This is a genomic window from Alteromonas sp. C1M14 (genome assembly GCF_018860965.1).
Classification (GTDB): Bacteria; Pseudomonadota; Gammaproteobacteria; order Enterobacterales; family Alteromonadaceae; genus Alteromonas.
The window spans coordinates 91,524-116,251 of record NZ_JAHKQF010000015.1; the positions used below are offsets into that span (position 1 = coordinate 91,524).

The 24,728-nt window shown below is 46.3% G+C and carries 20 protein-coding genes and 1 pseudogene; 16 read left to right on the forward strand and 5 right to left on the reverse strand.

Annotation, left to right across the window (positions count from 1 at the left end; genetic code table 11):
• Positions 1–132: 132 nt before the first annotated feature.
• The 4 genes from tsaA to KO501_RS12940 all read left to right on the forward strand — a co-directional run bounded on the left by tsaA (position 133) and on the right by KO501_RS12940 (position 4,537).
• Positions 133–864, forward strand: a complete 732-nt coding sequence (gene tsaA, locus KO501_RS12925; RefSeq protein ID WP_354667833.1) for a tRNA (N6-threonylcarbamoyladenosine(37)-N6)-methyltransferase TrmO — start codon at positions 133–135, stop codon at positions 862–864.
• A 111-nt stretch (positions 865–975) separates the two neighbouring features.
• The gene (locus KO501_RS12930) at positions 976–2,682 is read left to right on the forward strand and encodes a proline--tRNA ligase (RefSeq protein WP_216030090.1); all 1,707 of its coding nucleotides are present in this window, start codon (positions 976–978) and stop codon (positions 2,680–2,682) included.
• 65 nt (positions 2,683–2,747) lie between these two features.
• Positions 2,748–3,587 (forward strand): MBL fold metallo-hydrolase, encoded by an 840-nt coding sequence (locus tag KO501_RS12935; protein ID WP_216030091.1) that lies wholly within the window; start codon positions 2,748–2,750, stop codon positions 3,585–3,587.
• 59 nt (positions 3,588–3,646) lie between these two features.
• Entirely contained in the window at positions 3,647–4,537 is an 891-nt protein-coding gene (locus KO501_RS12940) for a phospholipase A (RefSeq protein ID WP_216030092.1), read from the forward strand.
• A 69-nt stretch (positions 4,538–4,606) separates the two neighbouring features.
• Here KO501_RS12940 and KO501_RS12945 read toward each other — a convergent pair whose 3' ends face one another.
• Positions 4,607–5,629, reverse strand: a complete 1,023-nt coding sequence (locus KO501_RS12945; protein ID WP_216030093.1) for a zinc-binding alcohol dehydrogenase family protein — start codon at positions 5,627–5,629, stop codon at positions 4,607–4,609.
• A 347-nt stretch (positions 5,630–5,976) separates the two neighbouring features.
• On the opposite strand from KO501_RS12945, the gene katG reads away from it, so the two are divergent.
• The 4 genes from katG (at position 5,977) to KO501_RS12965 (ending at position 13,527) form a co-directional block, all read left to right on the forward strand.
• The gene (gene katG / locus KO501_RS12950; RefSeq protein ID WP_289847305.1) at positions 5,977–8,178 is read left to right on the forward strand and encodes a catalase/peroxidase HPI; all 2,202 of its coding nucleotides are present in this window, start codon (positions 5,977–5,979) and stop codon (positions 8,176–8,178) included.
• 539 nt (positions 8,179–8,717) lie between these two features.
• Positions 8,718–9,632 carry an ABC transporter ATP-binding protein gene (locus tag KO501_RS12955; RefSeq protein ID WP_216030095.1) on the forward strand — a complete coding sequence of 305 codons (915 nt, stop codon included), beginning with the start codon at positions 8,718–8,720 and terminating at the stop codon, positions 9,630–9,632.
• Positions 9,625–12,525 (forward strand): Gldg family protein, encoded by a 2,901-nt coding sequence (locus KO501_RS12960; protein WP_216030096.1) that lies wholly within the window; start codon positions 9,625–9,627, stop codon positions 12,523–12,525. The genes KO501_RS12955 and KO501_RS12960 overlap by 8 nt, the downstream gene beginning before the upstream one ends.
• Positions 12,526–13,527 (forward strand): DUF4340 domain-containing protein, encoded by a 1,002-nt coding sequence (locus tag KO501_RS12965; RefSeq protein ID WP_216030097.1) that lies wholly within the window; start codon positions 12,526–12,528, stop codon positions 13,525–13,527.
• Positions 13,528–13,659: 132 nt separating this feature from the next.
• Here the strand turns inward: KO501_RS12965 and KO501_RS12970 are convergent, their stop codons facing one another.
• Positions 13,660–14,565, reverse strand: a complete 906-nt coding sequence (locus KO501_RS12970; protein WP_216030098.1) for a LysR family transcriptional regulator — start codon at positions 14,563–14,565, stop codon at positions 13,660–13,662.
• 102 nt (positions 14,566–14,667) lie between these two features.
• Between KO501_RS12970 and KO501_RS12975 the strand changes: the two genes are divergently transcribed.
• From KO501_RS12975 to KO501_RS12990, 4 genes are all read left to right on the forward strand, one after another.
• On the forward strand, positions 14,668–15,528 hold the full coding sequence (locus KO501_RS12975; RefSeq protein ID WP_216030099.1) for a pirin family protein: 861 nt from the start codon (positions 14,668–14,670) through the stop codon (positions 15,526–15,528).
• Positions 15,529–15,658: 130 nt separating this feature from the next.
• Positions 15,659–16,105 carry a MarR family transcriptional regulator gene (locus KO501_RS12980; protein WP_216030100.1) on the forward strand — a complete coding sequence of 149 codons (447 nt, stop codon included), beginning with the start codon at positions 15,659–15,661 and terminating at the stop codon, positions 16,103–16,105.
• Positions 16,106–16,161: 56 nt separating this feature from the next.
• Positions 16,162–17,424: an NAD(P)-binding domain-containing protein gene (locus tag KO501_RS12985; protein ID WP_216030101.1), complete on the forward strand. Its 1,263-nt coding sequence runs from the start codon at positions 16,162–16,164 to the stop codon at positions 17,422–17,424.
• Positions 17,425–17,508: 84 nt separating this feature from the next.
• Positions 17,509–18,681: an MFS transporter gene (locus KO501_RS12990; protein WP_216030102.1), complete on the forward strand. Its 1,173-nt coding sequence runs from the start codon at positions 17,509–17,511 to the stop codon at positions 18,679–18,681.
• A 422-nt stretch (positions 18,682–19,103) separates the two neighbouring features.
• Here KO501_RS12990 and KO501_RS12995 read toward each other — a convergent pair whose 3' ends face one another.
• Complete coding sequence (locus KO501_RS12995; RefSeq protein WP_216030103.1) at positions 19,104–19,970, reverse strand: LysR family transcriptional regulator; 867 nt, start codon at positions 19,968–19,970, stop codon at positions 19,104–19,106.
• Between the two features lie 107 nt (positions 19,971–20,077).
• On the opposite strand from KO501_RS12995, the gene KO501_RS13000 reads away from it, so the two are divergent.
• From KO501_RS13000 to KO501_RS18570, 4 genes and pseudogenes are all read left to right on the forward strand, one after another.
• On the forward strand, positions 20,078–20,413 hold the full coding sequence (locus KO501_RS13000) for a carboxymuconolactone decarboxylase family protein (RefSeq protein WP_074212079.1): 336 nt from the start codon (positions 20,078–20,080) through the stop codon (positions 20,411–20,413).
• Entirely contained in the window at positions 20,404–20,808 is a 405-nt protein-coding gene (locus KO501_RS13005; protein ID WP_216030104.1) for a tautomerase family protein, read from the forward strand. The genes KO501_RS13000 and KO501_RS13005 overlap by 10 nt, the downstream gene beginning before the upstream one ends.
• A 5-nt stretch (positions 20,809–20,813) precedes the next feature.
• Complete coding sequence (locus tag KO501_RS18565; RefSeq protein ID WP_354667842.1) at positions 20,814–20,921, forward strand: hypothetical protein; 108 nt, start codon at positions 20,814–20,816, stop codon at positions 20,919–20,921.
• A pseudogene (locus KO501_RS18570) lies at positions 20,890–21,285 on the forward strand (DUF4865 family protein); the annotation flags it as partial. The gene KO501_RS18565 and the pseudogene KO501_RS18570, both read left to right, overlap by 32 nt.
• 237 nt (positions 21,286–21,522) lie before the next feature.
• Here the strand turns inward: KO501_RS18570 and guaA are convergent.
• Together guaA and guaB are read right to left on the reverse strand one after the other, a co-directional pair.
• Entirely contained in the window at positions 21,523–23,100 is a 1,578-nt protein-coding gene (guaA, locus tag KO501_RS13020; protein WP_216030106.1) for a glutamine-hydrolyzing GMP synthase, read from the reverse strand.
• Positions 23,101–23,173: 73 nt separating this feature from the next.
• Positions 23,174–24,643 carry an IMP dehydrogenase gene (gene guaB, locus KO501_RS13025; protein ID WP_216030107.1) on the reverse strand — a complete coding sequence of 490 codons (1,470 nt, stop codon included), beginning with the start codon at positions 24,641–24,643 and terminating at the stop codon, positions 23,174–23,176.
• Positions 24,644–24,728: the final 85 nt, after the last annotated feature.

The window sequence follows — 24,728 nt, forward strand, 5'->3', positions numbered from 1 at the left end:
GGGTTAAAAATAAGGATTCCAGGGATTAAGAAGTCGACCAGCGTGTTTATGCCAATGAACTAACTTAAGGTGCTTACGCTAACAAAAGAATATGTGATAATTGTGACATTCTTTTTTTAATATGCTGCCAGTGTGAATACGTCCATGCCGTCCATTGAACCTATAGGCACCATCACTACCCCTTTTAAACAGAAGTTTGCCATTCCACGGCAACCCAATTTGGCGAATGCCAAGGGCGTGATTCAATTTTATGACGCCTATGCAAACCCTCACGCTTTTACAGGCATAGAACAATATAGCCACCTTTGGGTGATGTTCCACTTTCATGCCACCGCCCATCGAGGTTGGAAACCTGCCGTTAAAGCCCCGCGACTGGGAGGCAATGCGAAACTGGGCGTATTTGCCAGTCGCAGTACACATCGACCAAATAATATTGGTCTGTCCGTGGTAAAAAATGGCGGCGTAACCGTACGTCAAGGAAAAGCCGTTCTTACTGTGTTTGGTGTTGATCTCCTTGATGGTACACCTATTGTCGATATTAAGCCCTATGTGGCCTATGCCGATAGTTTGCCCCACGCGACAGATAACCTTGATACCTACGGTAGCATCCCTCAGCGTCCCGTGATATTTAGTGACACGGCACAAGAACAATGCGCTAAGAGGCAGGCCCAATTACCGGATTTGGTCGACCTTATCCGCGCCGTGTTATCCCAAGACCCTCGCCCAGCCTATCGTCACGGACAAATAAATGACGATAAAATCTACAAAGTTGCCTTATACGACACTGATATTAGTTGGCAGGTCAAGTCAGATGCCATCTATGTGTTAGATATTGCCCGTATAGACCAAAATATCGGAAGTTAGCAGCGCAAATTCCCACCTTCATCAATAAACCGGAAAAACGGCTTTTGCGGCTATTTTTATACTGCTAGAATGACGCGGTTTATATTTGATGTTATAGGATGAGTCACCGTAATGCGCACTAGCCAATATCTGTTGTCAACGCAAAAAGAAACCCCTGCGGATGCTGAAATTGTCAGCCACCAGCTTATGTTACGAGCCGGTATGATCCGTAAACTCGCAGCAGGTTTATATTCGTGGCTGCCAAGTGGCCTACGAGTACTCAATAAAGTCGCCGGCATTGTCCGTGACGAAATGAATAAAGCAGGTGCCATTGAAGTATTGATGCCTGTGGTACAGCCAGCAGATCTGTGGGAAGAGTCTGGTCGCTGGGAGGAATACGGTCCAGAACTGCTTAGAATTAAAGACCGTCACCATCGTGATTTTGTATTAGGTCCGACCCACGAAGAAGTAATTACCTCATTGGTTCGCAATGAAATCAGCAGTTACAAACAGTTACCGGTTAACCTTTATCAAATTCAAACTAAATTCAGAGACGAAGTGCGCCCCCGTTTTGGTATTATGCGCGGTCGAGAATTTACCATGAAAGATGCGTATAGCTTTCACCTTGACGACACATCGTTACAGCAAACCTACGATAAAATGTATGCAGCGTACTGCAATATATTCAAACGCTTAGGTCTTGATTATCGACCCGTTATTGCGGATTCTGGCTCTATTGGTGGGTCGGTTTCACACGAATTCCATGTATTGGCAGAATCCGGTGAAGACGCCATCGCGTTTTCAACCGCCTCCGATTATGCTGCCAACGTAGAGTTAGCCGAAGCCGTTGCCCCTAAAACCAAAGCCACCTCTAGCGGCGCATCAGCAGAAACACTGGCAAAACCAAAAGACCAAGGGCTTGACGCCTTTTTCGAAGCAAACCAATTAGACGCTGGAAATGCACTGAAGGTCGTCGTGGTAAAAGGCAATGAGCTAGAAGACCAACCCGAGCGTTTCGTCGCTTTAGTACTACGCCAAGACCATGTCCTTAATGAAATAAAAGCCGAAAAGCTTGCTGATGTAGCCTCACCACTGAGCATTGCTTCAGAAGAAAAAGCCGCTTCCATACTGGGATGCGCCCCGATGTTTGCCAATCCGCTGGCGTTGCCGATACCGGTTGTTGTGGATCACGCTGCAGCAGCTTTAGCGGATTTTACCTGCGGTGGCGGTGAAACCGATACCTTTATAAAGAATGCAAACTGGGCCGACGAGGTGACCAGCGCAGACATTCGCAACGTGGTAGCTGGCGACCCCTCACCTTGTGGAAAAGGCGAGTTAGAAATTAAACGCGGCATTGAAGTGGGACATATCTTCCAGTTAGGCGATAAATATTCTAAAGCCATGAACTGTGGGGTGTTAAGTGAAACTGGCAAACACCAAACGCTCACCATGGGCTGCTATGGTATAGGCGTATCCCGTATTGTGGCTGCGGCCATAGAACAGAACCATGATAAATATGGCATTATCTGGCCACAGCCTATCGCCCCTTTCACCTTGGCCATTATTCCTATGAATATGCACAAGTCTCAACGTATTAAAGATGCCGCAGAAGCCTTATACGCCACGTTAAGCGAGCAAGGCGTTGAAGTTTTGTTTGATGATCGTAAAGAACGTCCCGGGGTCATGTTTAACGACATGGAACTTGTGGGCATACCGCACAGCATCGTTATTGGCGAAAGAAACCTCGATAACCAACAAGTCGAATATAAAAACCGTCGTACAGGCGAAAAAACGCTTTTAGACCTCGATAAAGTTGGCGACTTTGTCGCCACGCTATAAACTTAATATACGGATAGCAGCCGAGCTTTATGCTCGGCTCACGTTACTGTGCATCAGGAGCAAGCATGCAACTTACCTTTTACGGCGTAAGAGGGTCAATCCCAACTCCAGGTCCAAAATACGTTCGGTATGGAGGTAATACGGCCTGTGTTCATATACAACTATCTGATGGCACAGATATTATTTTGGATGCCGGCACTGGCATCAGGCTACTGGGCAATCAACTTATCGGCCAACAAACCCCCATTCATATTCTTCTTACCCATAATCACTGGGATCATATTCAAGGGTTTCCATTTTTCGCGCCAATTTATCAGCCAGGTAGAGAAATCAATATCACCCCGGGAATGACATCGTTACCCGAATATGACCAAATATTAAAGCAAATGGAAGGCTCCGTATTCCCGGTACCGTCCAGTGCCCTCACGTCCAAAATAACATTAACGCCCATTCCTGAAGACATTGAATCTTGGACCATTGGCGGTGCCACCATTAGTCGTCTTCCCATGAATCATCCCGGTAAAGGCAGCGCCTACAGTATTGAAGAAAATGGCGTGAAAATCGCCTATATCACAGACAATGAACTGTATCCTCCATACAAGAAAGAAACCGACTTTCTGACCTTTGTGGAATTTGCTCGGGATGCAGATATTATTATTCATGACGCGCAATATATGCTTTCGGATATGCCGGCCAAATCAGGATGGGGCCATTCTGTTGCCGAAGAAGCGGTAAAGTTAGCCATGGCATCCAATGCAAAACGGTTAGCATTATATAGCCATGATCCTGAGCGTACAGATGACGACATCGACAATGTGGTGACCCACTGTAACGAATACATCACCATTGCAGAGTCCGAGGTAGAACTATTTGCCGCATCGGAAGGCCAGACTTTACATTTCTAAAAGAAAAAGGACCGACAGTGAATCTATTAAAGTGTAATGGCTTGGCTTTAGTTCTCATAATGATAAGCCCCCTTGGGGTAGCGCAAGAAGATGAGCAAACGGTACAAGATAGAGTCCAAACCACACCGTCCCAAATCGCGTCACCGGGCATTTTAAATTCAAGGATGAAAGCGGATACAGAATCCTTAGGAAACCGTTTTTCTATTACCCAGCATTATCAAAATTATATTCTACCTATAACCTATGTAACTAATCCTAACTCAGCGGGTAATCAAGATTTAACACCAGAGAATGTGGACAACAAAGAAGCCAAATTTCAGTTAAGTGTAAAACTGCCTTTGTATTTACAAGACGACTCCGCCAATGGCATGTACCTAGGCTTTACCGTGACGTCATTTTGGCAACTCTACAACAGTGAAGTGTCTAAACCTTTTCGAGAAACTAATTATCAACCAGAAATTTTTTATCAGCGAAAAGCCGACATCTCCTTATTAGGTTACGACTTTAATGCATTGCAACTCGGTTTTAACCACATGTCTAACGGACAAAGTGGCGACCGTTCACGAAGTTGGAATCGTATTTTTGCCTCGGTGCTGTTTAGTGATTACGATAATGTGTATTACCTTAAGGCTTGGTATCGCATACCAGAAGACGAGAAGGTCGATGAGTTTGATACCGCCGGTGATGATAACCCTGATATTACCGACTATTACGGTAGGATGGAGTTGGGTTATGGCACCAGAATCGGTGACTTTAAGGTCTTAGCATTACTAAGAAACAACCTTAATTTCGGCAATAACCGAGGCAGTATTCAATTAGATCTTACCTATCCGCTAACGGATCGCTACGATATTTTATTGCAATATTTTAACGGTTATGGCGATTCCCTAATTGATTATAACCGTAGTCAAGAACGCATAGGGCTTGGTTTTCAATTAACCTTCTTGTAATGGTCACGCCTTACTGAGATAAGGCGTGCACCACCTCAACATTTAACAAACCCTTCGAAACCTTCTCGGTTACGCATATTCAAAAGGGGCTAGAACTAACTTTCCGATACACCTGTTGGATTCGAGTAATTGATGGGCGTTGATAATATTCTCTGCATTCACCACACCAAGGTGTTTTCCTAAGGTAGAAATCAATGTTCCTTCATCCAACATACGACTGATTTCGTTAAGGATCTGCTGCTGTTTGCCCATATCAGGCGTGTTGAATAACGAGCGGGTATACATAAATTCCCAATGTAGCGACACACTTTTACGCTTAAGCAAACCAATATCAATGCTACCGGGATCATCAATTAAGCCCACTTTGCCTTGGGGCTTAACAATATTTGCCAAGGCTTCAAAATGCATATTAGTGTGGGTTAGGCTTGCAATATAGTCGGCGCCGGATAATCCCAAGGCGTCAAATTGTTCGCTAAGTGACCCACCGTGGTCAATGACATGGTGTGCCCCCATACGTTTTACCCAAGCCTGACTTTCCGGCCTTGAGGCGGTGCCTACGATGGTTAACGACGTTAACTGTCGCGCCAATTGCACTAATACAGAGCCTACCCCACCTGCGGCACCGGTAATCAATAAAACCTTACCTTCGCTGGCTTTCCCCTTGGCAACCCCAAGTCGGTCAAACAGTAACTCATAGGCGGTCAATGAGGTTAAAGGCATGGCAGCGGCTTGTTCATCGGTTAATGAAGTAGGAGCATGCCCAACAATACGTTCATCCACTAATTGATATTCTGCATTGCTGCCGGGCCGGGAAATATCGCCGGCGTAAAATACCCGATCACCTTTTTTAAACATAGAGGTGGCGCTACCTACATCTGCAACCACACCCACCGCATCCCATCCTAATACTTTAAATTCATCGGCAGGGGGTGACACGGTTTTACGGATTTTTGTATCAACGGGATTGACCGACACGGCATGTACCTGTATCAACAAATCCCGGCCCGCAGGAACGGGTTTGGCTATATTAACTGCCTGAATGGTGGTTTCAGACAATGTCTTTGACGCTTGCTTATAACCATATGCTCGCATAAAACATCCTCTTTAAATAATTTTGCACACTGTTACGTTGCAACAACTAAAACGGACTGCTTCAACCGTTTAATGTGCCATCAGTACGCTGCAGTTTCGCTTTTGATTGCGCCTTTGAGCACGCATCCGCCCTCGCATTTCCTCTTACTCTTGCCCTATGCATACGCCGATATTTCAAAAAAATAATGTAGTCATACTAAAAACTGATTAACACAATCGATTAAAGCCATTATCGCTATCTCTACTTTTACATCATATTTTAGCGGCAAACAGCACGGTACGAAAAAATAAAAGAGAGGATACCAACCATGAAACTCAAACATATAACCATTGTTGTCGCCATTGCGATGGGCTTACCCGCCCTTTCATCGGCCGCAACAATGAATGATAGCACCGAAGTCATGAACCAAACCCCGAAAAGCAATAAATTTTGGTGGCCTGACGAACTGAATCTTTCTCCGTTGCGGGATCACGCCATAGAATCAAACCCTTACGGTGACGATTTCGATTACGCTGACGCTTTTGAAAAACTTGATTTAGATGCGGTAAAAGCAGATATCCGCGATACCTTAACCACCTCACAACCTTGGTGGCCTGCAGATTATGGCCACTATGGACCTTTCTTTATTCGTATGGCCTGGCATGCCGCAGGCACCTACAGAACCATCGACGGTAGAGGCGGCGCTGGCGGCGGACAACAACGTTTCAATCCTCTCAACAGTTGGCCGGATAATGCAAACTTAGATAAAGCACGTCGCCTACTGTGGCCGATCAAACAAAAATATGGTCGCGATATTTCTTGGGGCGATCTTATTGCACTAACCGGCAATGTGGCACTAGAAGACATGGGCTTTAAAACCTTCGGCTTTGGTGGCGGACGTGTAGACGATTGGGAACCAGACCACGTTTACTGGGGCCCAGAAGAGCAAATGCTCACCGATGAGCGTCGTGATGAAAACGGTAAGCTAAAAGGCCCACTAGCAGCGGTGGAAATGGGTTTGATTTACGTAAACCCAGAAGGCCCCCATGGTAACCCTGATCCGCTACTTGCCGCTCAAGATATTCGTATGTCCTTTGGCCGCATGGCAATGAATGACGAAGAAATTGTTGCGTTAATTGCTGGCGGACATACCTTCGGTAAAGCTCACGGTGCCAAACCTGCTGATTGTTTAGATGCAGAACCGGCAGCCGCAGCATTGGAAGAGCAAGGGCTAGGCTGGAAAAATAAATGCGGTAAAGGCAATGCCGAAGATACCATGACGAGTGGCTTAGAAGGGTCATGGACCGTCACGCCTACCCAGTGGACAACAAACTATTTAGATAACTTATTTGGCTTTGAATGGAAGCAAACGAAAAGCCCAGCGGGAGCCATTCAGTGGATCCCCACCACAGAAGCCGCAGCATTTATGGCCCCTGATGCGCATATTGAAGGCAAGCGTCACGCGCCTATTATGTTCACCACCGACTTGGCAATAAAAGAAGATCCTGAGTTTAGAAAAATTGCCGAGCGTTTCCACAAGGATCCGAGCGAATTTGAACTGGCTTTTGCCAAAGCTTGGTTTAAATTAAATCACCGTGATCTAGGTCCCAAAGCGCGCTACCTCGGAGACGAAGTGCCTGATGAAGATTTGATTTGGCAAGATCCTATTCCAGCGGTGGATCATCCCTTAGTGTCGGCGAGCCAAGCTGACATGCTTAAAGATCGTATTTTAGATAGTGGTTTGACCGTGCAAGAACTGGTTCGTGTTTCTTGGTCTGCAGCATCAAGCTACCGGGATACCGATATGCGCGGCGGCGTCAACGGCGCTCGTATCGCCTTAGCACCGCAAAAAGATTGGTCAATCAATAATCCTAAAGAAGTACAAAAAGTGCTTTCTGCGTTAAAAGCGATTCAAGCTGATTTCAACAAGCAGTCCAATAAAGCCCAAGTATCTTTGGCTGATATGATCGTGCTTGGCGGCGCAGCCGCTATAGAAAAAGCAGCTGCAGACGCAGGCATGGATATTGAGGTTCCCTTTATTCCAGGCAGAATGGATGCCACACAAGCAATGACTGATGTCGCGGCCTTTGCGGTACTTGAGCCAACATCTGATGCCTTTAGAAACTATTACACTGCGGATCAATATCGTTCACCGGCGGTGATGATGGTTGATAAAGCTGACAAACTTGCCCTTACCGTGCCGGAAATGACCGTATTACTAGGAGGCATGCGTGCATTGAACGCCAACGCGGATGGCTCAAACTACGGTATTTTAACCACTCGCCCAGGACAATTAACCAACGACTTTTTCGTGAATTTATTGGATATGGGTACCCAATGGCAAAAATCAGACAGTGATGTTAGCGTTTATGAAGGTGTCGATAGAGAAACCGGTGAATTAAAATGGTCAGCGACTCCAGTGGACTTAATTTACGGCTCTAACACTGAGTTGCGTGCCATTGCTGAAGTGTATGGTTCAGCGGATGCGAAAGAAAAATTTGTGAACGATTTCGTTGCCGCTTGGGTGAAAGTGATGCGTAACGATCGCTTTGATTTAAAACGCAGCTAAACATTTTCTCTCGCTAACAAGACGGTTGCTCTACGTAAAATCCGGCACCTATTCTAGGTAGCCGGATTTTTTATGGCTCCTTATCTATTCACAAAAAAGCCTCTTGTGATTACTTGGCGCTTTGCCTTGTTGTTTCTCCCATTAGCCGTAAACCCCCTCATAGTGCGTTGAATTTTCCCTTGTCAGTTATTATTTTTGCACTCGAGTTGGTATCAGTATCTTTACATACATCTGTTGTTAAACAAGAACTTGGATGACTGCCAACCCATTTTATTGAACTTTCATCATACGGACATGTTACTGGCTAGCTCGCTTACTTTGATGACTTATGAATAGAATACATCGCTCTTGTGTTAACGCTTTTTCTTTTCCTACATCGGCACCCTTACGTGCCTGCATCCTACACACGACTGTTTGTTCTTTGGTCGTCGAACAAGCCCTAGACCAACTTTTTCTCTATGTCACTCACCAGCCGTACTGGCTCGATAGACATTGACTGTCCAACAAAAAATGTAAAATGCTAACTTAGGAGAAACTCCATGATTCAGGCAAAACACCTGGAACGTCGTTACGGCAATTTTAGTGCGGTTAACGATGTTAGCTTTAAAATAGCGCGCGGCGAGATTGTCGGGCTACTAGGTCATAATGGTGCCGGTAAAACCAGCATTATGAAAATGCTAACCGGCTATCTCGAACCCACCTCAGGTGAGATTTTGGTTGATGGCTTAGCCATTGGACAACACACCAAAGAAATACAGGCCAAAATGGGCTACCTGCCGGAAAACTGCCCAGTATGGCCTGAAATGACGGTAATCGATTACCTCGATTATCAGGCCTCCCTGCACAATATCCCTTTAGCCCAACGTAAAGCCGCCATCGCCAATGCCATTGGTCGAACGGCACTGAAAGATAAAGCTACCGCGCCCATTCAAACGTTGTCTCGGGGATACCGACAACGTGTGGGGGTAGCCCAAGCCATTTTGCACGCCCCTGAAATCGTGATCCTTGACGAACCCACTAATGGGTTGGATCCGACCCAAATTCGACAAATGCGCACCCTGATCAAAGAACTCGCTAAAACAGCGACAGTAATCGTCTCCACGCACATTTTGCAAGAAGTGCAGGCGGTGTGTGAAAGGGTGCTAATACTGCGCGCCGGTCGTCTTGTGGTGAACGCAAAACTTGCCGAACTGCAAAAAGATGACGCCCTATTGCTAAGCGTTAACAATGATATAAAGCAGCTCTTGCGCGACTTACCCCAAGTCAACGAAGTGGAAGAACTGCCGTCTTTGCCACAACGCAAACGTTACCGCATCAAAACACAACCTGATAATGCACCCCACATTGCCCGCGCAGTAAACGGGGCTAATTGTGAACTGTATGAACTCACCACCGAACGTCATGACCTTGAAACCCTTTTTGCTCAGGTTAATGAAGAGGTACAACATGTCTAATTATTCATCTATTCTCATGCAAATTATCCGCAAGGAATTCCGTGGTTTCTTTTCAACTCCCGCGGCCTATCTTTTCTTAGGTGGTTTTCTGGCAGCAACCCTTTTTGTCTTTTTCTGGGTTGAGACCTTTTTTGCGCGCAATATTGCCGATGTAAGACCCCTCTTCCAATGGTTACCGCTATTGCTTATTTTTCTTATCGCCGCTCTCACTATGCGCGCTTGGTCCGAAGAACGCCGGGCGGGGACATTAGAGAGTCTCCTGACCTCACCGGTATCGCCTTTGCAATTGATCGTAGGGAAGTTTGCAGCCACATTGTCGTTAGTCGTGCTAGCACTTTTCCTTACTCTCCCCCTTCCCTTTACGGTTTCACTGTTAGGTCCACTAGACTGGGGACCTGTTATCGGAGGGTATGTGGCCACTTTATTTTTAGCCGCCGCCTATATTGCCATCGGTTTATACATGAGTGGACGAACCGATAATCCCGTCGTGGCCCTTATTCTCACCGTTATCGTTTGTGGTTTGTTTTACTTTATTGGTTCACCCACACTCACCGACCTTTTTGGCGGGCACATAAGCAAAGTGTTGGCCTTAATGGGCACCGGAAGCCGATTTGAATCTATCACCCGTGGGGTATTGGATATTCGAGATGTCTATTATTACCTCTCCATAATGGGCGTATTTTTAACCCTCAATCTGTTTTCATTAGAACGTTTGCGCTGGGCCGGTAACCCCATTTCTAAAAGCCACCGTTACTATCAATGGGCTGTGGCACTGACCATCGCTAATTTTGTAATCGCAAATTGTTGGCTTAATACTATCCCATGGGCGCGGGTTGATATCACTGAAAATCAGCAGTACTCCTTATCTGACGCCACTGACAGTCAGCTTGCGTCGTTACAAGAACCCCTTCAAATTAGGGGCTATTTTTCTGCTAAAACCCATCCTTTGCTTGCCCCATTAGTCCCCCAGCTTGAAGACTTACTTAAAGAATATGCCATTAAAAGCGATGGCCGCGTGAATGTTGAATTCATTGATCCGACCCAAGATCAAGACGCCGAAGAAGAAGCCGCCTCGCGCTTTGGGATCAAACCGGTTCCCTTTCAAACCGCCGACCGATATCAATCCGCTGTTGTTAGTTCATACTTTGATTTGGTTATTTCTTACGGTGATCAATTTGAAACCTTAGGGTTTCAAGATCTCATCGAGGTAAAATCTGAAACCGGGCAAGATTTAGATGTGTTATTGAAAAACCCTGAATATGCCATTACCCGGGCCATACGCAAAGTAGCAGGAAGTTTTCAAGCAGCAGGGGATCCCTTTGACACGATAGATCATAAAGTGGTGTTCAAGGGTTATATGTCTCCTAGCGAACAGTTGCCAGAATCCTTACAAAACCTACGTTCTGATCTGCAATCGTTACTTGATGATTGGAAAAAACAAGCCGGTGATAAATTTGCCGTGCAATTTGCTGATCCAGAGGCCAACAATGGCACCTTGGCAGAAGCACTAACACAGAAATTCGGTTTTAGTCCACAGGTGGCCAGCTTACTCGATCCCAAGCCTTTCTGGTTTTACATGGTGCTAGAAAGTGACGGGGAAACAGTGCAGGTGCCCCTTCCAGAAACCCTTGATAAAAATGCGCTTAAACGGGCCCTTGATAGTGCATTGCATCGCTTAACTCCGGGCGTACTAAAAACAGTTTCTGTGGTAAAACCTGCCGCCTACGGGCCTAACGCCCAAGGGTATACCGCGTTGGAAAAAGTACTTAAAGAAAATGTTCGGGTAAAAGATGAAGACCTTGCCGATGGCCAAGTTGCTGAGGATAGCGATCTCTTACTGGTACTTTCTCCCCAAGCGCTCACCGACACCCAACGTTTTGCTGTCGATCAGTTTTTAATGCAAGGGGGCAGTGTGGTGTTAATGACATCCCCCTATAATGTGCAAGTTAACCAAAGTCTCACGGCCAGCAAACAAACATCGGGATTAAGCGATTGGCTTGCCCACTATGGTGTAGAAATTGACGATTCCTTGGTTCTTGACCCCCAAAATACAGCCCTCCCTGTGCCTGTGCAGCGCTACATTGGTGGCCTACCTATTCAAGAAATTCGTATGCTTCCCTACCCCCACTTCCCAGATTTACGGGGCGACAGCCTTAACCAGGACAACCCCATTACTGCATCTTTGGGGCAGTTAACCCTCAATTGGGCTTCGCCAATTCATATTGATAAGGAGAAAAATAAAGATCGCCAAGTTGCACCACTACTGTACAGCTCAAAAAATAGCTGGACGTCGGACAATCTTGACCTCATCCCCAACTATGAACAATACCCTGATACTGGGTTCCCCCCAGCCGATGAACACCATGCTTATTTACTCGGAGTTGCCATAGAAGGGCAGTTTACGTCTTTTTATGAGGGTAAGCCCTCTCCCCTTCTTAACACGGCTAACACGGGTAACACGGGTAACACGGATGAAAATAGTGGCGATGAAGCACAAGCGTCAGCGGCTGATGATACCAATACATCCATCGGTAGTGTCATTACGCGCTCGCCTTCATCGGCCCGCCTTACCGTGGTATCTAGCAATACCTTTGCCTCCGATGCCACCATTAATTTGATCTCTCAGGGCTTAAATACGCTGTATACCAAACCCGTCGACTTTGTTCAAAATACCATCGACTGGTCCCTTGAAGATCGGGGGTTATTAGCCCTTAGAGGACAAACGCAACTAGCGCGAACCTTAATACCAATGACACCAGGGGAACAACGATGGTGGGAATGGACTAATTATGGACTTGCCGTCATTGCACTATTGGCTATCTGGATATGGCGTCGAGGTGTGGCTGCCAGCGACGCACGCAAATACAAAGCTATTTTAGCGGAGGTTAAATAAATGAAGAGCACCGTTAAGTTTCTCGTCATCTTGCTAGTTGCTCAGATTATTTTGTCGCTGGGTATCCCTTTGAGTAGCAAAGATATGACAGCCAAAAGCGTACCGGTAAATTTGCTTACATTCGATGAAGACAGTGTCGATAAGTTAATCATTTCGGGGCCCGATGACAGTCATGTTCAGCTAGCCAATATTGATGGACGCTGGGTCTTGCCGCAAAAGCAGAACTTCCCAGCCAACACCGCTAAGGTTGAACAATTGTTGGCGCAGTTATCAACAACACAGGTAACCCACCCTGTTGCCACAAGCAAAAGTGCCCAGAAACGTTTTCATGTTTCAGATAACACCTTTGAACGACGCATCACCCTGAAGGCCGCCGATAAAACCCTGACTCAGGTATACCTTGGATCTTCTGCAGCCATGCAGCAGGTACATGCAAGAACGGACAAAAGTGATGACATCTACGCTATAAAAATGGCTACCTACACGATCCCTGTAGACAGCAATGACTGGGTGGATAAATCCCTTGTACAGATCGATAAGTCGGCAATAACCGACCTAACGGTTAACGGTTTAGGTATTCAGCGATCAACTGTTAGCGCCCCTGAGGCGAGCGAGCCTAATGAGCACGCCGAGCCCGGGTTATCACCGGCTTGGGAAGCGCCTACATTAGCTGCAAATAAAAAGTTAGATAATGATGGGGTAAATACCCTTGTAGGCCTCATTGCTAATATTCAGTATGACGCGGTTTTAGGGAAAGACAACAAGGCTGAATATCACTTATCAACACCCTTACTGTCGCTAACGGTTACCACCGATAAACAGGATGATATTGACTATCAGATTGGTAAAGATGACAACGACAGATACATTCTTAAAGTGTCCACTCGCCCAGAGTATTTTGCATTGGCTGATTACCGTGCCACAGCGTTAATCGATGCCGCCGCAAATGACAAATTAACCCCAATGACCGAAAAGGAACAAGATAGCGCGGTAGAGCATTAACCCCTAATCATACATTTTATCAGGCTGGTAGAGGCTTTATACCAGCCTGATAATCTGTTTCACCTACCAATTGCGGTGGCGGTATAGGACACCGCAGCCTTACGTTTACGCCCATCAATCACAAGGGCTGAACTAGGTTTCATTAAAGCTTCCGTAGCCATCTGCCAGAAAGTCAATTAAGGCCCTCACTGCCGGTAGCAAACCCCGTCGAGATGGAAAGACCGCATGTATAATTTCCTTGGGCGCTTGCCAGCCATCAAGCAATCGAATAAGACTACCGTCAGTAATTTGTTCACTAACCATCAATGTGGGCAACTGTACCACGCCTACGCCGGCTACCGCCGCATTGCGTAAGGCCACCATGTCAGTAGTAATCAAGCGCGGTTTAAACGGCACGTCTATCAATTCCCCAGCTGGTGAGTACCAAGACCACACAAACTGATATTGTGGTTGCCCTAGTCCTAGCGATGGCCAGCTATTCAGTTGAGCCAACTCGGTTGGTACAAGTTGGTGATGAATAAGTTCGGGGCTGGCCACCATACTCATATTACGCTCAGATAACACCCGCATAACCAAGTCACTATTTTCAATGGGTGGCGGCCGTACCCGTATTGCGATATCCACACCTTCAGCAATAAGATCCGCTTCTCTATTGGTAGCGTCTAAATGAATCGTCACCTGGGGATAGGTCACCATAAACTCAGCCAGCATTTTTCCCACATGCGCATGCAACAGGGCAATGGGACAGGTTAGTCGTATGGTCCCTCTTGGCTCAGCGGTGATTGAATCAATGGCTTCTTGGGCCGCTTCCGCTTCAACCAACATGGCTTTACAGTGCTGAAAATAGGTCAACCCCACATCGGTCAAATGAAAACGACGGGTAGAACGATAAATCAACTTGGTGCCAAGCCGTTCTTCAAGCCCTGCAATGCGGCGGCTCAACGTAGATTTCGGAATACAAAGCGCCCGACTCGCTGCAGAAAAGCCGCCGTATTCCACCGCTTTGACAAAATAATAAAGATCATTCAAATCGTGCATAACCATCGTTCTATTTTTGGAACAGTGAAACCCATTTTAGCAGTCTACAGAATTATTGTACCAGCTATATGATATTAACTAAGCCAACGTAAGGAGAAACCTATGAAAACCCTCGTAACCACCATTAACCCCCCTTCTCCTCATTGGGTGGGCAACGGCTTTCCTGTTCGTACCCTGTTTTCGTACCACGATCAAGCGCAAGCCCTTAGTCCTTTCTTATTATTGGATTATGCCGGCCCCATGACATTTCCCGGTGACGGCCTCAAACGAGGCGTGGGAGAACACCCTCACCGTGGCTTTGAAACCGTCACAATTGTCTATGAAGGGGAAGTTGAGCACAAAGATTCCACCGGCAAAGGCGGCGTTATCGGCCAAGGCGATGTGCAATGGATGACAGCTGGCGCAGGAATATTGCACGAAGAATTCCACTCCAAGGCCTTTAGCCAAAACGGTGGTGATCTGCAGATGGTGCAGCTTTGGGTCAACTTGCCGAAACAGCACAAGATGACACCTCCTGATTATCAAAAAATCACTAAGGATGAGATACCCCACGTCCCCCTTGCTGATAACGCCGGTGTAGTGCGCCCCATAGCCGGTGCGTTTCTTGGCCACCAAGGACCCGCCAGTACGTTTAGTCCCATGCAGGTGTGGAATATAACACTAAACGCAGACGGTCAAACCCAGTTTGATGTGCCTGAAGGCTGGACCACAGCGGTTGTGATCCTCGAAGGGGCCGTTAGCGTCAATGATTCTGCGCCACTTAGTGTAGGTAGTATGGCCTTGCTGAGTCATGAAGGCAGCACAGTGAAACTGCATGGCCAGCAAGACAGTTTGGTGCTGCTACTCAGTGGCGAGCCGATCGATGAACCTGTGGTGGGGCATGGCCCCTTCGTTATGAACACCAAACAGGAGATTGCTCAGGCTTTTACCGACCTCAAGCAGGGTCAATTTGGGCGTATCTAAACTTTGTGTTTCACCAAACGGGCGCATATGGCGCCCTCCTCTCACACAAACCTGCCCAACATTTTGGATTGCAGAAAGCCAACCATTAAGATATTGTTGTTAATAACAACATAAAGTATGTGATATCTCAATGGACTCAAAACTCAAGCGTGCAGAAGCCCTTTATGAAGCCGTCAACCAGTTGATCCGGGTGCATCAGTTCCGTGATCGGGAAAGCATATGCTGCCATAACGTGTCGGTGGCTCAGTGCTACGCCCTTGAAACTCTGGTTAAACGCGGCCCATTAAGGCTAAAAGCCTTAGCAGAAGAAATGTGCCTTGATAAAAGCACAACAAGCCGTGTGGTTGATGCATTACTTCGCAAAGGCTACGCGCTCAAGTCTTTAGATCCCCTTGACCAGCGCGCTGTGCAATTGTCACTCACCGCTGAAGGCCAAGAACTCTATGCAACCATACGCAAAAGTCTGATTGCAGAAGAGGCATCCATGATCGCTGATATCTCTGATGAGGTGGTGGATGCCGCCCTTGTACTGTTAGGAAAGCTTACCATCGCAGCGCGTACCCGACTTGGCGATTAAGCCCTTTTTTTAACTATTTTGTTGTTACTAACAACACATTTCTAGGAGGTTTATCTATGTCTTATACTATCGAAAACTTACCCGTTGCTGTTATTGGTGCCGGTCCTATCGGCTTAAGCGCAGCGGTAAATTTACTCGACGCAGGGCTTACCCCCATTGTGTTTGAATCTGGTGATTGTGCTGGTGCTAACTTGGCACGCTGGGGACATGTGCGCATGTTTTCACCTTGGTCATACAATATGGATCCTAAAGCGGTATCTTTACTTAAGGAAACAGACTGGGCCGAGCCGGCGCCCAGCGAATTTCCAACCGGTAATGAACTTCTTAAGCGCTATGTGCTGCCTTTAGCATCTCATCAAAACATTGCGCCACATCTGCATTTAAATACCCGGGTTGAGAATATCAGCCGCCAATATCACGATGTACTACGCAATAAAGGGCGCGCCCACGCCCCCTTCGTGGTGCGGGTTTCCAACCCACAAGGAGAGCGCGACATCCTGGTTCGGGCCGTCATTGATGCATCCGGTACCTATCAAACCCCTAACTGGCTTGGTGCACATGGCATTCCGGCTGTTGGTGAGCTTGCCGCTTCCCAATCCATTAGTTACGGCGTGCCTACGATTCTAGGCCCTAACAGCAAGGGATACGCCGGCAAATCCGTACTGGTCATTGGTGGTGGTCATTCGGCTTTTAACGCCTTGCAAGATCTCGTCACGCTTTCTGAACAATCTAATGGTATGCGTGTTTTATGGGGGATCCGCGGCGCCTCGGTAGACAACCTAGTCCGTTCACCCAAAAATGATGAGTTGCAAGAACGTAGGCGGCTAGAAGTGCATATTCAAACACTCTTGGAAGAAGGAAAAATCGACGTATTTACCGATATTGCCATAGAAAAAATCAACACTGAAAATGGCAAACTCATGGTACAAAGCCATTCTCATGAACTACCGCCGGTAGATGAGATCATTGCGGCAACCGGATTTCGTCCCAACCTCCAGCTGTTGTCTGAGTTACGTATAGCCATTGATCCTGCCACACAAAGTCCGGTTCATTTAGGGCCACTGATTGATCCCAACTTCCACACTTGTGGTTCAGTGCCAGAGCATGGGGCCGAGGAACTGTCCCATCCAGAAACCGGTTTTTATATTGTTGGCATTAAAAGCTACGGTCGGGCTCCAACCTTTTTGCTGAGAACCGGCTATAAGCAGGTTGCGTCAGTCACATCGACATTGGCCAATCAGGTAATTGATGAAGAGCCGGTTGAAGATAACACCTTGTCTTGTGATGAACTTGCGGCGAATCGGTGTTGTGCAAAATAAGCCTCTACCCCTCTAATCATTCCTTGGTGAATAGGCTTGGGATTATTTAGAGGGCACTTTTCATTTGTCATTAGGGGGGAAGGCATGACAAATTTTATGCGACGTCATCCGTTATTGGTTGTCGTGGTTGCCCAGTTGTGTGGTACGTCACTTTGGTTTTCGGTCAATGGCGTAGGCTTGGCACTCATTGCAGATGTCGGACTAAGAGAAAAAGATCTGGGCTGGTTAACCCTCTCCATTCAGGCGGGTTTCATTGCCGGTACCCTCTTAATTGCCACCACAGGGTTGGCTGACCGCATACGTGCCAGCCGTATTTTCGCCGTTTCCAGCCTAGCCGGTGCGCTGGCTAATGCCGGCTTTGTATTGGTGGCAGCCCATCAGCCCTTTGATCTGCTGCTGCGTTTTGTTACCGGGCTATGCTTAGCTGGGATCTACCCACTAGGCATGAAATTAGTCATTGGCTGGACCCCTAAATATGTAGGCGCCGCACTGGCATGGCTAGTGGGCATGTTAACCCTGGGCACGGCCCTCCCCCACCTGCTGCGTGGCGCAATGGTCGCGTTATCTTGGCAGTGGACACTACTGGGCGCGTCGCTGTTAGCCATACTCGGTGGCGCGGCTATTTTCGTGCTCGGAGACGGCCCCCATTTACCGCCCTCAAGTGGTAAAGCACGATTACGAGACGGGCTTGCCGCCTTACGTGAACCCCGTTTTCGCGCCGTGGCAATGGGCTACTTCGGTCACAGCTGGGAGCTGTATGCATTGTGGACCCTGGTGCCCTTTATGGTGGCCCGAGAAGTGGCGCGTTTAGGTGCTCAGGGTTTCTCTACTCCCTTGATATCATTTACCATCATCGCCCTTGGTTTGTTCGGTTGTATAGGGGGCGGGGCCTTGAGCCGACGATTAGGAAGCCTATTTGTGGCGCGCTTGGCCCTTGGTGCCTCTGGGCTTATTTGTATGGTGTATCCATTGGTTGCCTTTTTATCCCCCCCCGTGATGCTACTTCTCCTCGCTTTATGGGGCTTGACCGTCATTGCCGATTCCCCTCAATTTTCGGCCTTAGCCGCACAAACTGCCCCCCGTGAACGCATCGGTTCAACCTTGGCCATGTTAAATGCTATCGGCTTTGCCCTGACCATTCCATCCATCGCATTAACCACAGCTTTGTGGCAATGGCAGGGATTATGGGTAGTGTGGTGGTTGCTGCCAGGACCAGTAATAGGGCTTTGGGCAATGCACAAACTTGGCCGGCAATAAAAAATGCCAGTCAGAAAACTGACTGGCATTGTATTTATTTACTAAAGGCTTATTCACTATTTATACCTAGCCTTATTCCCACTCGAATATCAACGGAAAAAAATACACCGAAATAACAGCTAGTTAGAAACACCAACTTTCTCGATACCATCATCGATACCACGCGCAGAATTTTTTTGATTTTTTGCGTCTCGTCGACGTGACAATAAAAAACGGTAGGAAGCACTTCAGACCTAAAGCCAAGAAAATCCTTGACTAACTCTACCTCAATATCAAGTCAGAGTTAGTGGTACTGACTTTTGTTATTAAAACCCAAACACATTTTTGCCCCTATTTTTGCTAAGAGTAATGACTCATTCGGGGCTAATTCAGCAATAATGCGGACTGGCCTGTGTCCATTGACTGGTGGTAATTTGATCTTTTTATTTGAGATGAATGGTAAGTTGCTGTTTTAATTCATTATATAACTGAGCCTGTACTTTTTCTAACTTATATTGATTACGATCGAGGCACAACCTAAGCTTTCCAAGAGTCGGCAAACCATCCAACTTACTAATATTATCCGGGTGACTGAAAGAAGAGCGAACCGTAATTCCTAATCCAGCATCAACAGCACTCCATAAGTTACTTAGACTACGGCCAACAAAGGTAATTTTCCACGGAATTCCACCTCGATCTAATGCTGCTGTAGCTTGTTGTCTGATAATGCAAGAACCATCAAGCATAACTAATGGTACAGGTTTAGTGGTATCAATGGATTCTTTAAAATATTTGTTTGCTGGCCCATACCAGTACAGTGGTAATTCTGCCAAAAGCTCACTATATGGTGCCGATCTCTCACCTCTCCAACCTAATGAAAATTCTAATTCACCAGATTGAATACCATCCATCAGTTCCTGATGACGCCCAACAATGGATTGCAACTGTAAATTTGGATGTGAGCGAGAGAATATACCTAACAATTGTGGCAATAGCACATCGCTAAAATCTTCTTGTAAGCCAAAAACTACTTTCCCTGACAGTGAATTTCCCACTAACTGGTTTAGAGCTTCGTCATTTAACTGAATCATGCGCCGGGCATAAGCCAGAATGATTTCACCCGCTTCGGTCGGTTCTAGATGTCGGCCGATTTTTGTCACCAACGGAGTGTGACACTGCTGTTCTAGCTTTTTTAACTGGGCACTGGCTGCTGAAGGCGAACGATTTAGTCGTTCTGCCGCAGTTGCAAAGCTACCCAATTCAATTCCTAAAACAAAACATCGTAAGGCATCCAAATTCAGACTTCTCATGGCTGTTCATCCTGAAAATCAAAATTATCAATCAAAATAGTTTTGATTTTTTATATTAAAAAATCAACTTATTATTTTCCTGTCAACTCAATCAACTAGGAAAAGATATGGATACAAAAGAACAACATTTAATGGAACTGTTTGCCAAACTTGCTCCACAATTTTATCAACTTACGGAAGAGGTATTGTTTGGACAAGTTTGGCGTGACGAGAATCTAAGCCTTCGGGATAGAAGCTTGATAACAGTAACTGCATTAGTGGTCTTAAACCGTGTGGAACAACTTCCAGGTCATTTAGCACGGGCATGCAGCAATGGACTTACAGTTAAAGAATTGAGTGCAACAATGACGCATTTGGCATTTTATGCTGGCTGGCCTGTCACGGCTTCAGCACTTGAACGTTTAGATGAAATGAACCATAAGAGGAGTGACTCATGCCAATGACGCGAATTTCACTAGGTAATGAATTATTTGAAAAATATCAGCATCAAATTTCGCATATTCTCCAGCAATGTTTAGAGGCTTATTTTGATGTCTCTAATGGAGACTGTTTTCAAATCTTCGACATTCATACCTCACAGCAAAAGGTCTTTAGCTCTCATTACCCAAACCTGACCAAAAGTCGAAGTGAATCTGGGATTTTATTTCATATCTTCGCCGGGAAATCGCGTGACCATGAACAAAAACGAGCCTTGTATAAAGCGCTGTGTGAGCAACTTCAGGTCCAAACTCCGATTGGTAAAGAAGATATTATGATCATTATTCAATTCAATAGCACGGAAGACTGGTCTTTTTCTTCTGGTCAGTCATGGAAAGATGAAATGGAGACAATACAATGATAGCAATGCAATATAAAATTATTCTCCCGTCGGATTATCCGATGGAAAAAATAGAAACTCGTATCAGGGGAAAAAGGAAATTTATTAGATGGATACCCTGGATTAGTCTTTAAGGCCTACCTTTATTCACGAAAAAATGCAGAATATTATACAAGCAGCAACAGTTATGCTCCCTTTTATGTTTGGAGGGATCATCACTCTATGATGACTTTTCTTAGAAGTGAAGGATTTAAAGGATTATGTGAGCAATTTGGTCGACCGGAAGTCAAGATTTGGTTTATAGAGGATGAACCAACAATACCAAATTCAGAATGTTCGTTTGCATGTATAGACAATCAGGTCAGTCAGAATGCGGATATTCAAGGTCTCAATGTTACCTCTTGGGAGACAGTGAGTGTCTCGTGGCTCGCTCAACCAGAGTTAGCCGATAAAATGAGTGGCAACATCTATTCTATCGGTTATATAGCCCACGGTTAGATTTAATGAACAATTAAAAATGTACTCGTTTCCCATACTAACTACTAACAGAATACCCATAATATTCACTGCCCAAAAAAAATAGAAGGCCAGTATCACAATGAACATCACTGCGAAGAAACCAAATACCTCCGCAAGGTTTTGAGGATGAAGTGAGAAGCCATAAAAAAAGCCAGTCAGAAACTGACTGGCTTTTCATTTATTTTCTAAGACCTGATTAACTATTTATAATCAGCCCTACTCCCACTCAATGGTGGCCGGTGGCTTACCGGAAATATCATAAACAACCCGAGAAATACCGTCGATTTCATTGATAATACGGTTAGAAACTTTGCCTAAGAAGTCATAAGGCAAGTGGGCCCAATGAGCGGTCATAAAGTCGATGGTTTCCACGGCACGTAAAGATACCACCCAATCGTATTTACGGGCATCGCCCATCACACCTACAGAGCGCACGGGTAAAAAGACGGTGAATGCTTGGCTCACTTTGTGGTACAGCTCGGCATTGTGCAACTCTTCAATGAAGATGGCATCAGCGCGACGCAGTAAATCACAATATTCTTTTTTAATTTCACCTAACACCCGCACACCTAAACCCGGCCCTGGGAAAGGATGGCGATACAACATATCGTAAGGTAACCCTAACTCTAAACCAATTTTGCGAACTTCATCTTTAAACAGTTCACGCAATGGCTCTACAAGTCCCATCTTCATGTCTTCTGGCAAGCCACCCACATTGTGGTGAGATTTAATCACATGGGCTTTACCGGTAGCAGAACCGGCAGACTCAATCACATCAGGATAAATAGTCCCTTGAGCCAACCATTTAGCATTCGCTAATTTAGACGCCTGTTCATCGAATACGGCCACAAATTCGTTGCCAATGATTTTACGTTTCTTCTCAGGATCGGCTTCGCCTTCTAAGCGGGCTAAGAACCGCTCCTCAGCATCCACTTTGATAATGTTCAAACCGAAATGATCGCCGAACATATCCATTACCTGCTGCCCTTCGTCTAAACGCAGTAAGCCGTTATCCACAAATACACACGTTAATTTGGAGCCAATGGCGCGGTGAATAAGCATGGCAACCACAGAAGAATCCACACCACCGGAAAGACCAAGAATGACTTCATCGTCGCCGACTTTTTCTTTAATTCTGGCAATGGCATCTTCGATGATGGCATCGGCGGTCCACAGTTTTTCACAGCCACAAATTTCCATTACGAAATGGCTTAATAAACGCATTCCTTGACGGGTATGTGTGACTTCGGGGTGAAACTGCACGCCGTAAAAGCGTTTTTCTGGATTATGCATAGCCGCATGAGGGCAAGAAGGGGTTTGCGCAATGGTTTCAAAGCCTTCAGGTATTTCTGACACTTTATCGCCGTGGCTCATCCATACATCAAGCAACGCATTGCCATTGGCACCGATGTGATCTTCAATATTTTCCAGCAACGGACTAGACTTAATCACTTCAACCTGTGCATAGCCAAATTCACGCTTGTTTGACCCCAACACACTACCGCCGAGTTGTTCAGCCATGGTTTGCATACCGTAGCAAACCCCAAGCACGGGCACCCCTGCGTCAAAAACATATTGCGGTGCACGAGGAGAGTTAAGTTCAGTAACAGACTCCGGGCCACCGGACAAAATAATGCCATCCGGATTGAATGATTTTATTTGTTCCTCGGTAACATCCCAGGCCCACAGTTCACAGTACACACCGATTTCACGTACGCGACGTGCGATAAGCTGGGTGTATTGGGAACCAAAATCCAAAATGAGTATGCGTTGGCTGTGAATATTCGTGGTCATTTTTTTACCTGTGTAGTAAAAACCAAAAAAGGCTGGCAATGACACCAGCCTCATTCATTAACGTTGTTGGTGCTTAGCCCAGACGATAGTTTGGTGCTTCTTTTGTAATACTAACATCATGGACGTGAGATTCCCCCATACCCGCCGATGTCACTCGCACAAACTGTGCTTTGGTATTAAGCAATTCAATGTCGCCACAACCGGTTAATCCCATGGCTGAACGTAATCCCCCCATTTGCTGATGAATAATAGTGGCGATGGGCCCTTTATAAGCTACCCGCCCTTCAATACCTTCAGGCACCAGTTTTTCAGCGTTATCCGATTCTTGGAAATAACGATCCGAAGAACCATGGCGTTGATTCATGGCACCCAACGAGCCCATACCACGATAAGATTTGTAGTAGCGCCCTTGATAAAGCTCAACTTCGCCAGGGGCTTCTTCTGTGCCTGCCAGCATGCTGCCAACCATGACACAACTTGCCCCAGCAGCTAACGCTTTGGCGATGTCACCAGAGAAACGAATACCACCATCGGCAATAACAGGAATACCGGTACCCGCCAGCGCATCCACTGCATCGGCAATGGCTGTAATTTGCGGTACACCGCAGCCGGTAACAATGCGGGTGGTACAAATAGAACCTGGACCAATACCCACTTTAACCCCATCTACACCTGCATCGGCAAGGGCTTTGGCGCCATCAGCGGTGGCTACGTTGCCAGCAATAATTTGCAATTGCGGATACTTTTTGCGAACCGTAGAAACACGATCGATAACACCTTGGGAATGACCATGGGACGTGTCGATAAGTAACACATCTACCCCAGCTTCCACCAGTAGATCAATTCGTTCATCGGTGCCAGGGCCTACGCCTACTGCCGCGCCCACACGCAAACGCCCCAACGAGTCTTTACACGCGTTAGGTTTATTTTCTGCTTTTTGGAAGTCTTTAACGGTAATAAGCCCTTTTAGCTTAAAGCTATCATCCACTACCAGAATTTTCTCGATACGATTAGCATGCATCAAATCAAGTACTTGTGCGGAATCAGCACCTTCTTTTACCGTGACCAATTTTTCTTTTGGCGTCATAACCTGCTTGACCGGTAAATCGGGACGATTTTGGAAACGCATGTCACGACCAGTGACGATACCGATAAGGTTATTTTCTTTATCGGTGACAGGAAAGCCCGAGTAACCAAGCTTTTTACTCATGGCCAGCACGTCGCCGATCGCGGCGTTCTGTTCTACCGTAACCGGATCCGATACCACACCACTTTCGTATTTTTTAACTTCCCGTACATGATTCGCTTGTTCTTCCGGTTCCATATTCTTATGAATGAAACCCATTCCACCTTCTTGCGCCAATGCAATGGCCAAGCGCGCTTCGGTAACCGTATCCATTGCGGCAGAAACCATGGGAATGTTTAGCGTGACGTCACGGGTTAAACGTGTTTGTAAACTAGCGGTATGAGGTAAAACCGTTGAATGTCCGGGGACAAGTAGGACATCATCAAAGGTTAACGCTTCTTGAATGATTCGGAGCATGCAATTACACCTGAATAGTAGAGAGATAATTGCGGCGCAATTGTAGTGTTTTTTAATAATCAGGTAAACTCTATTCGTATTAAAC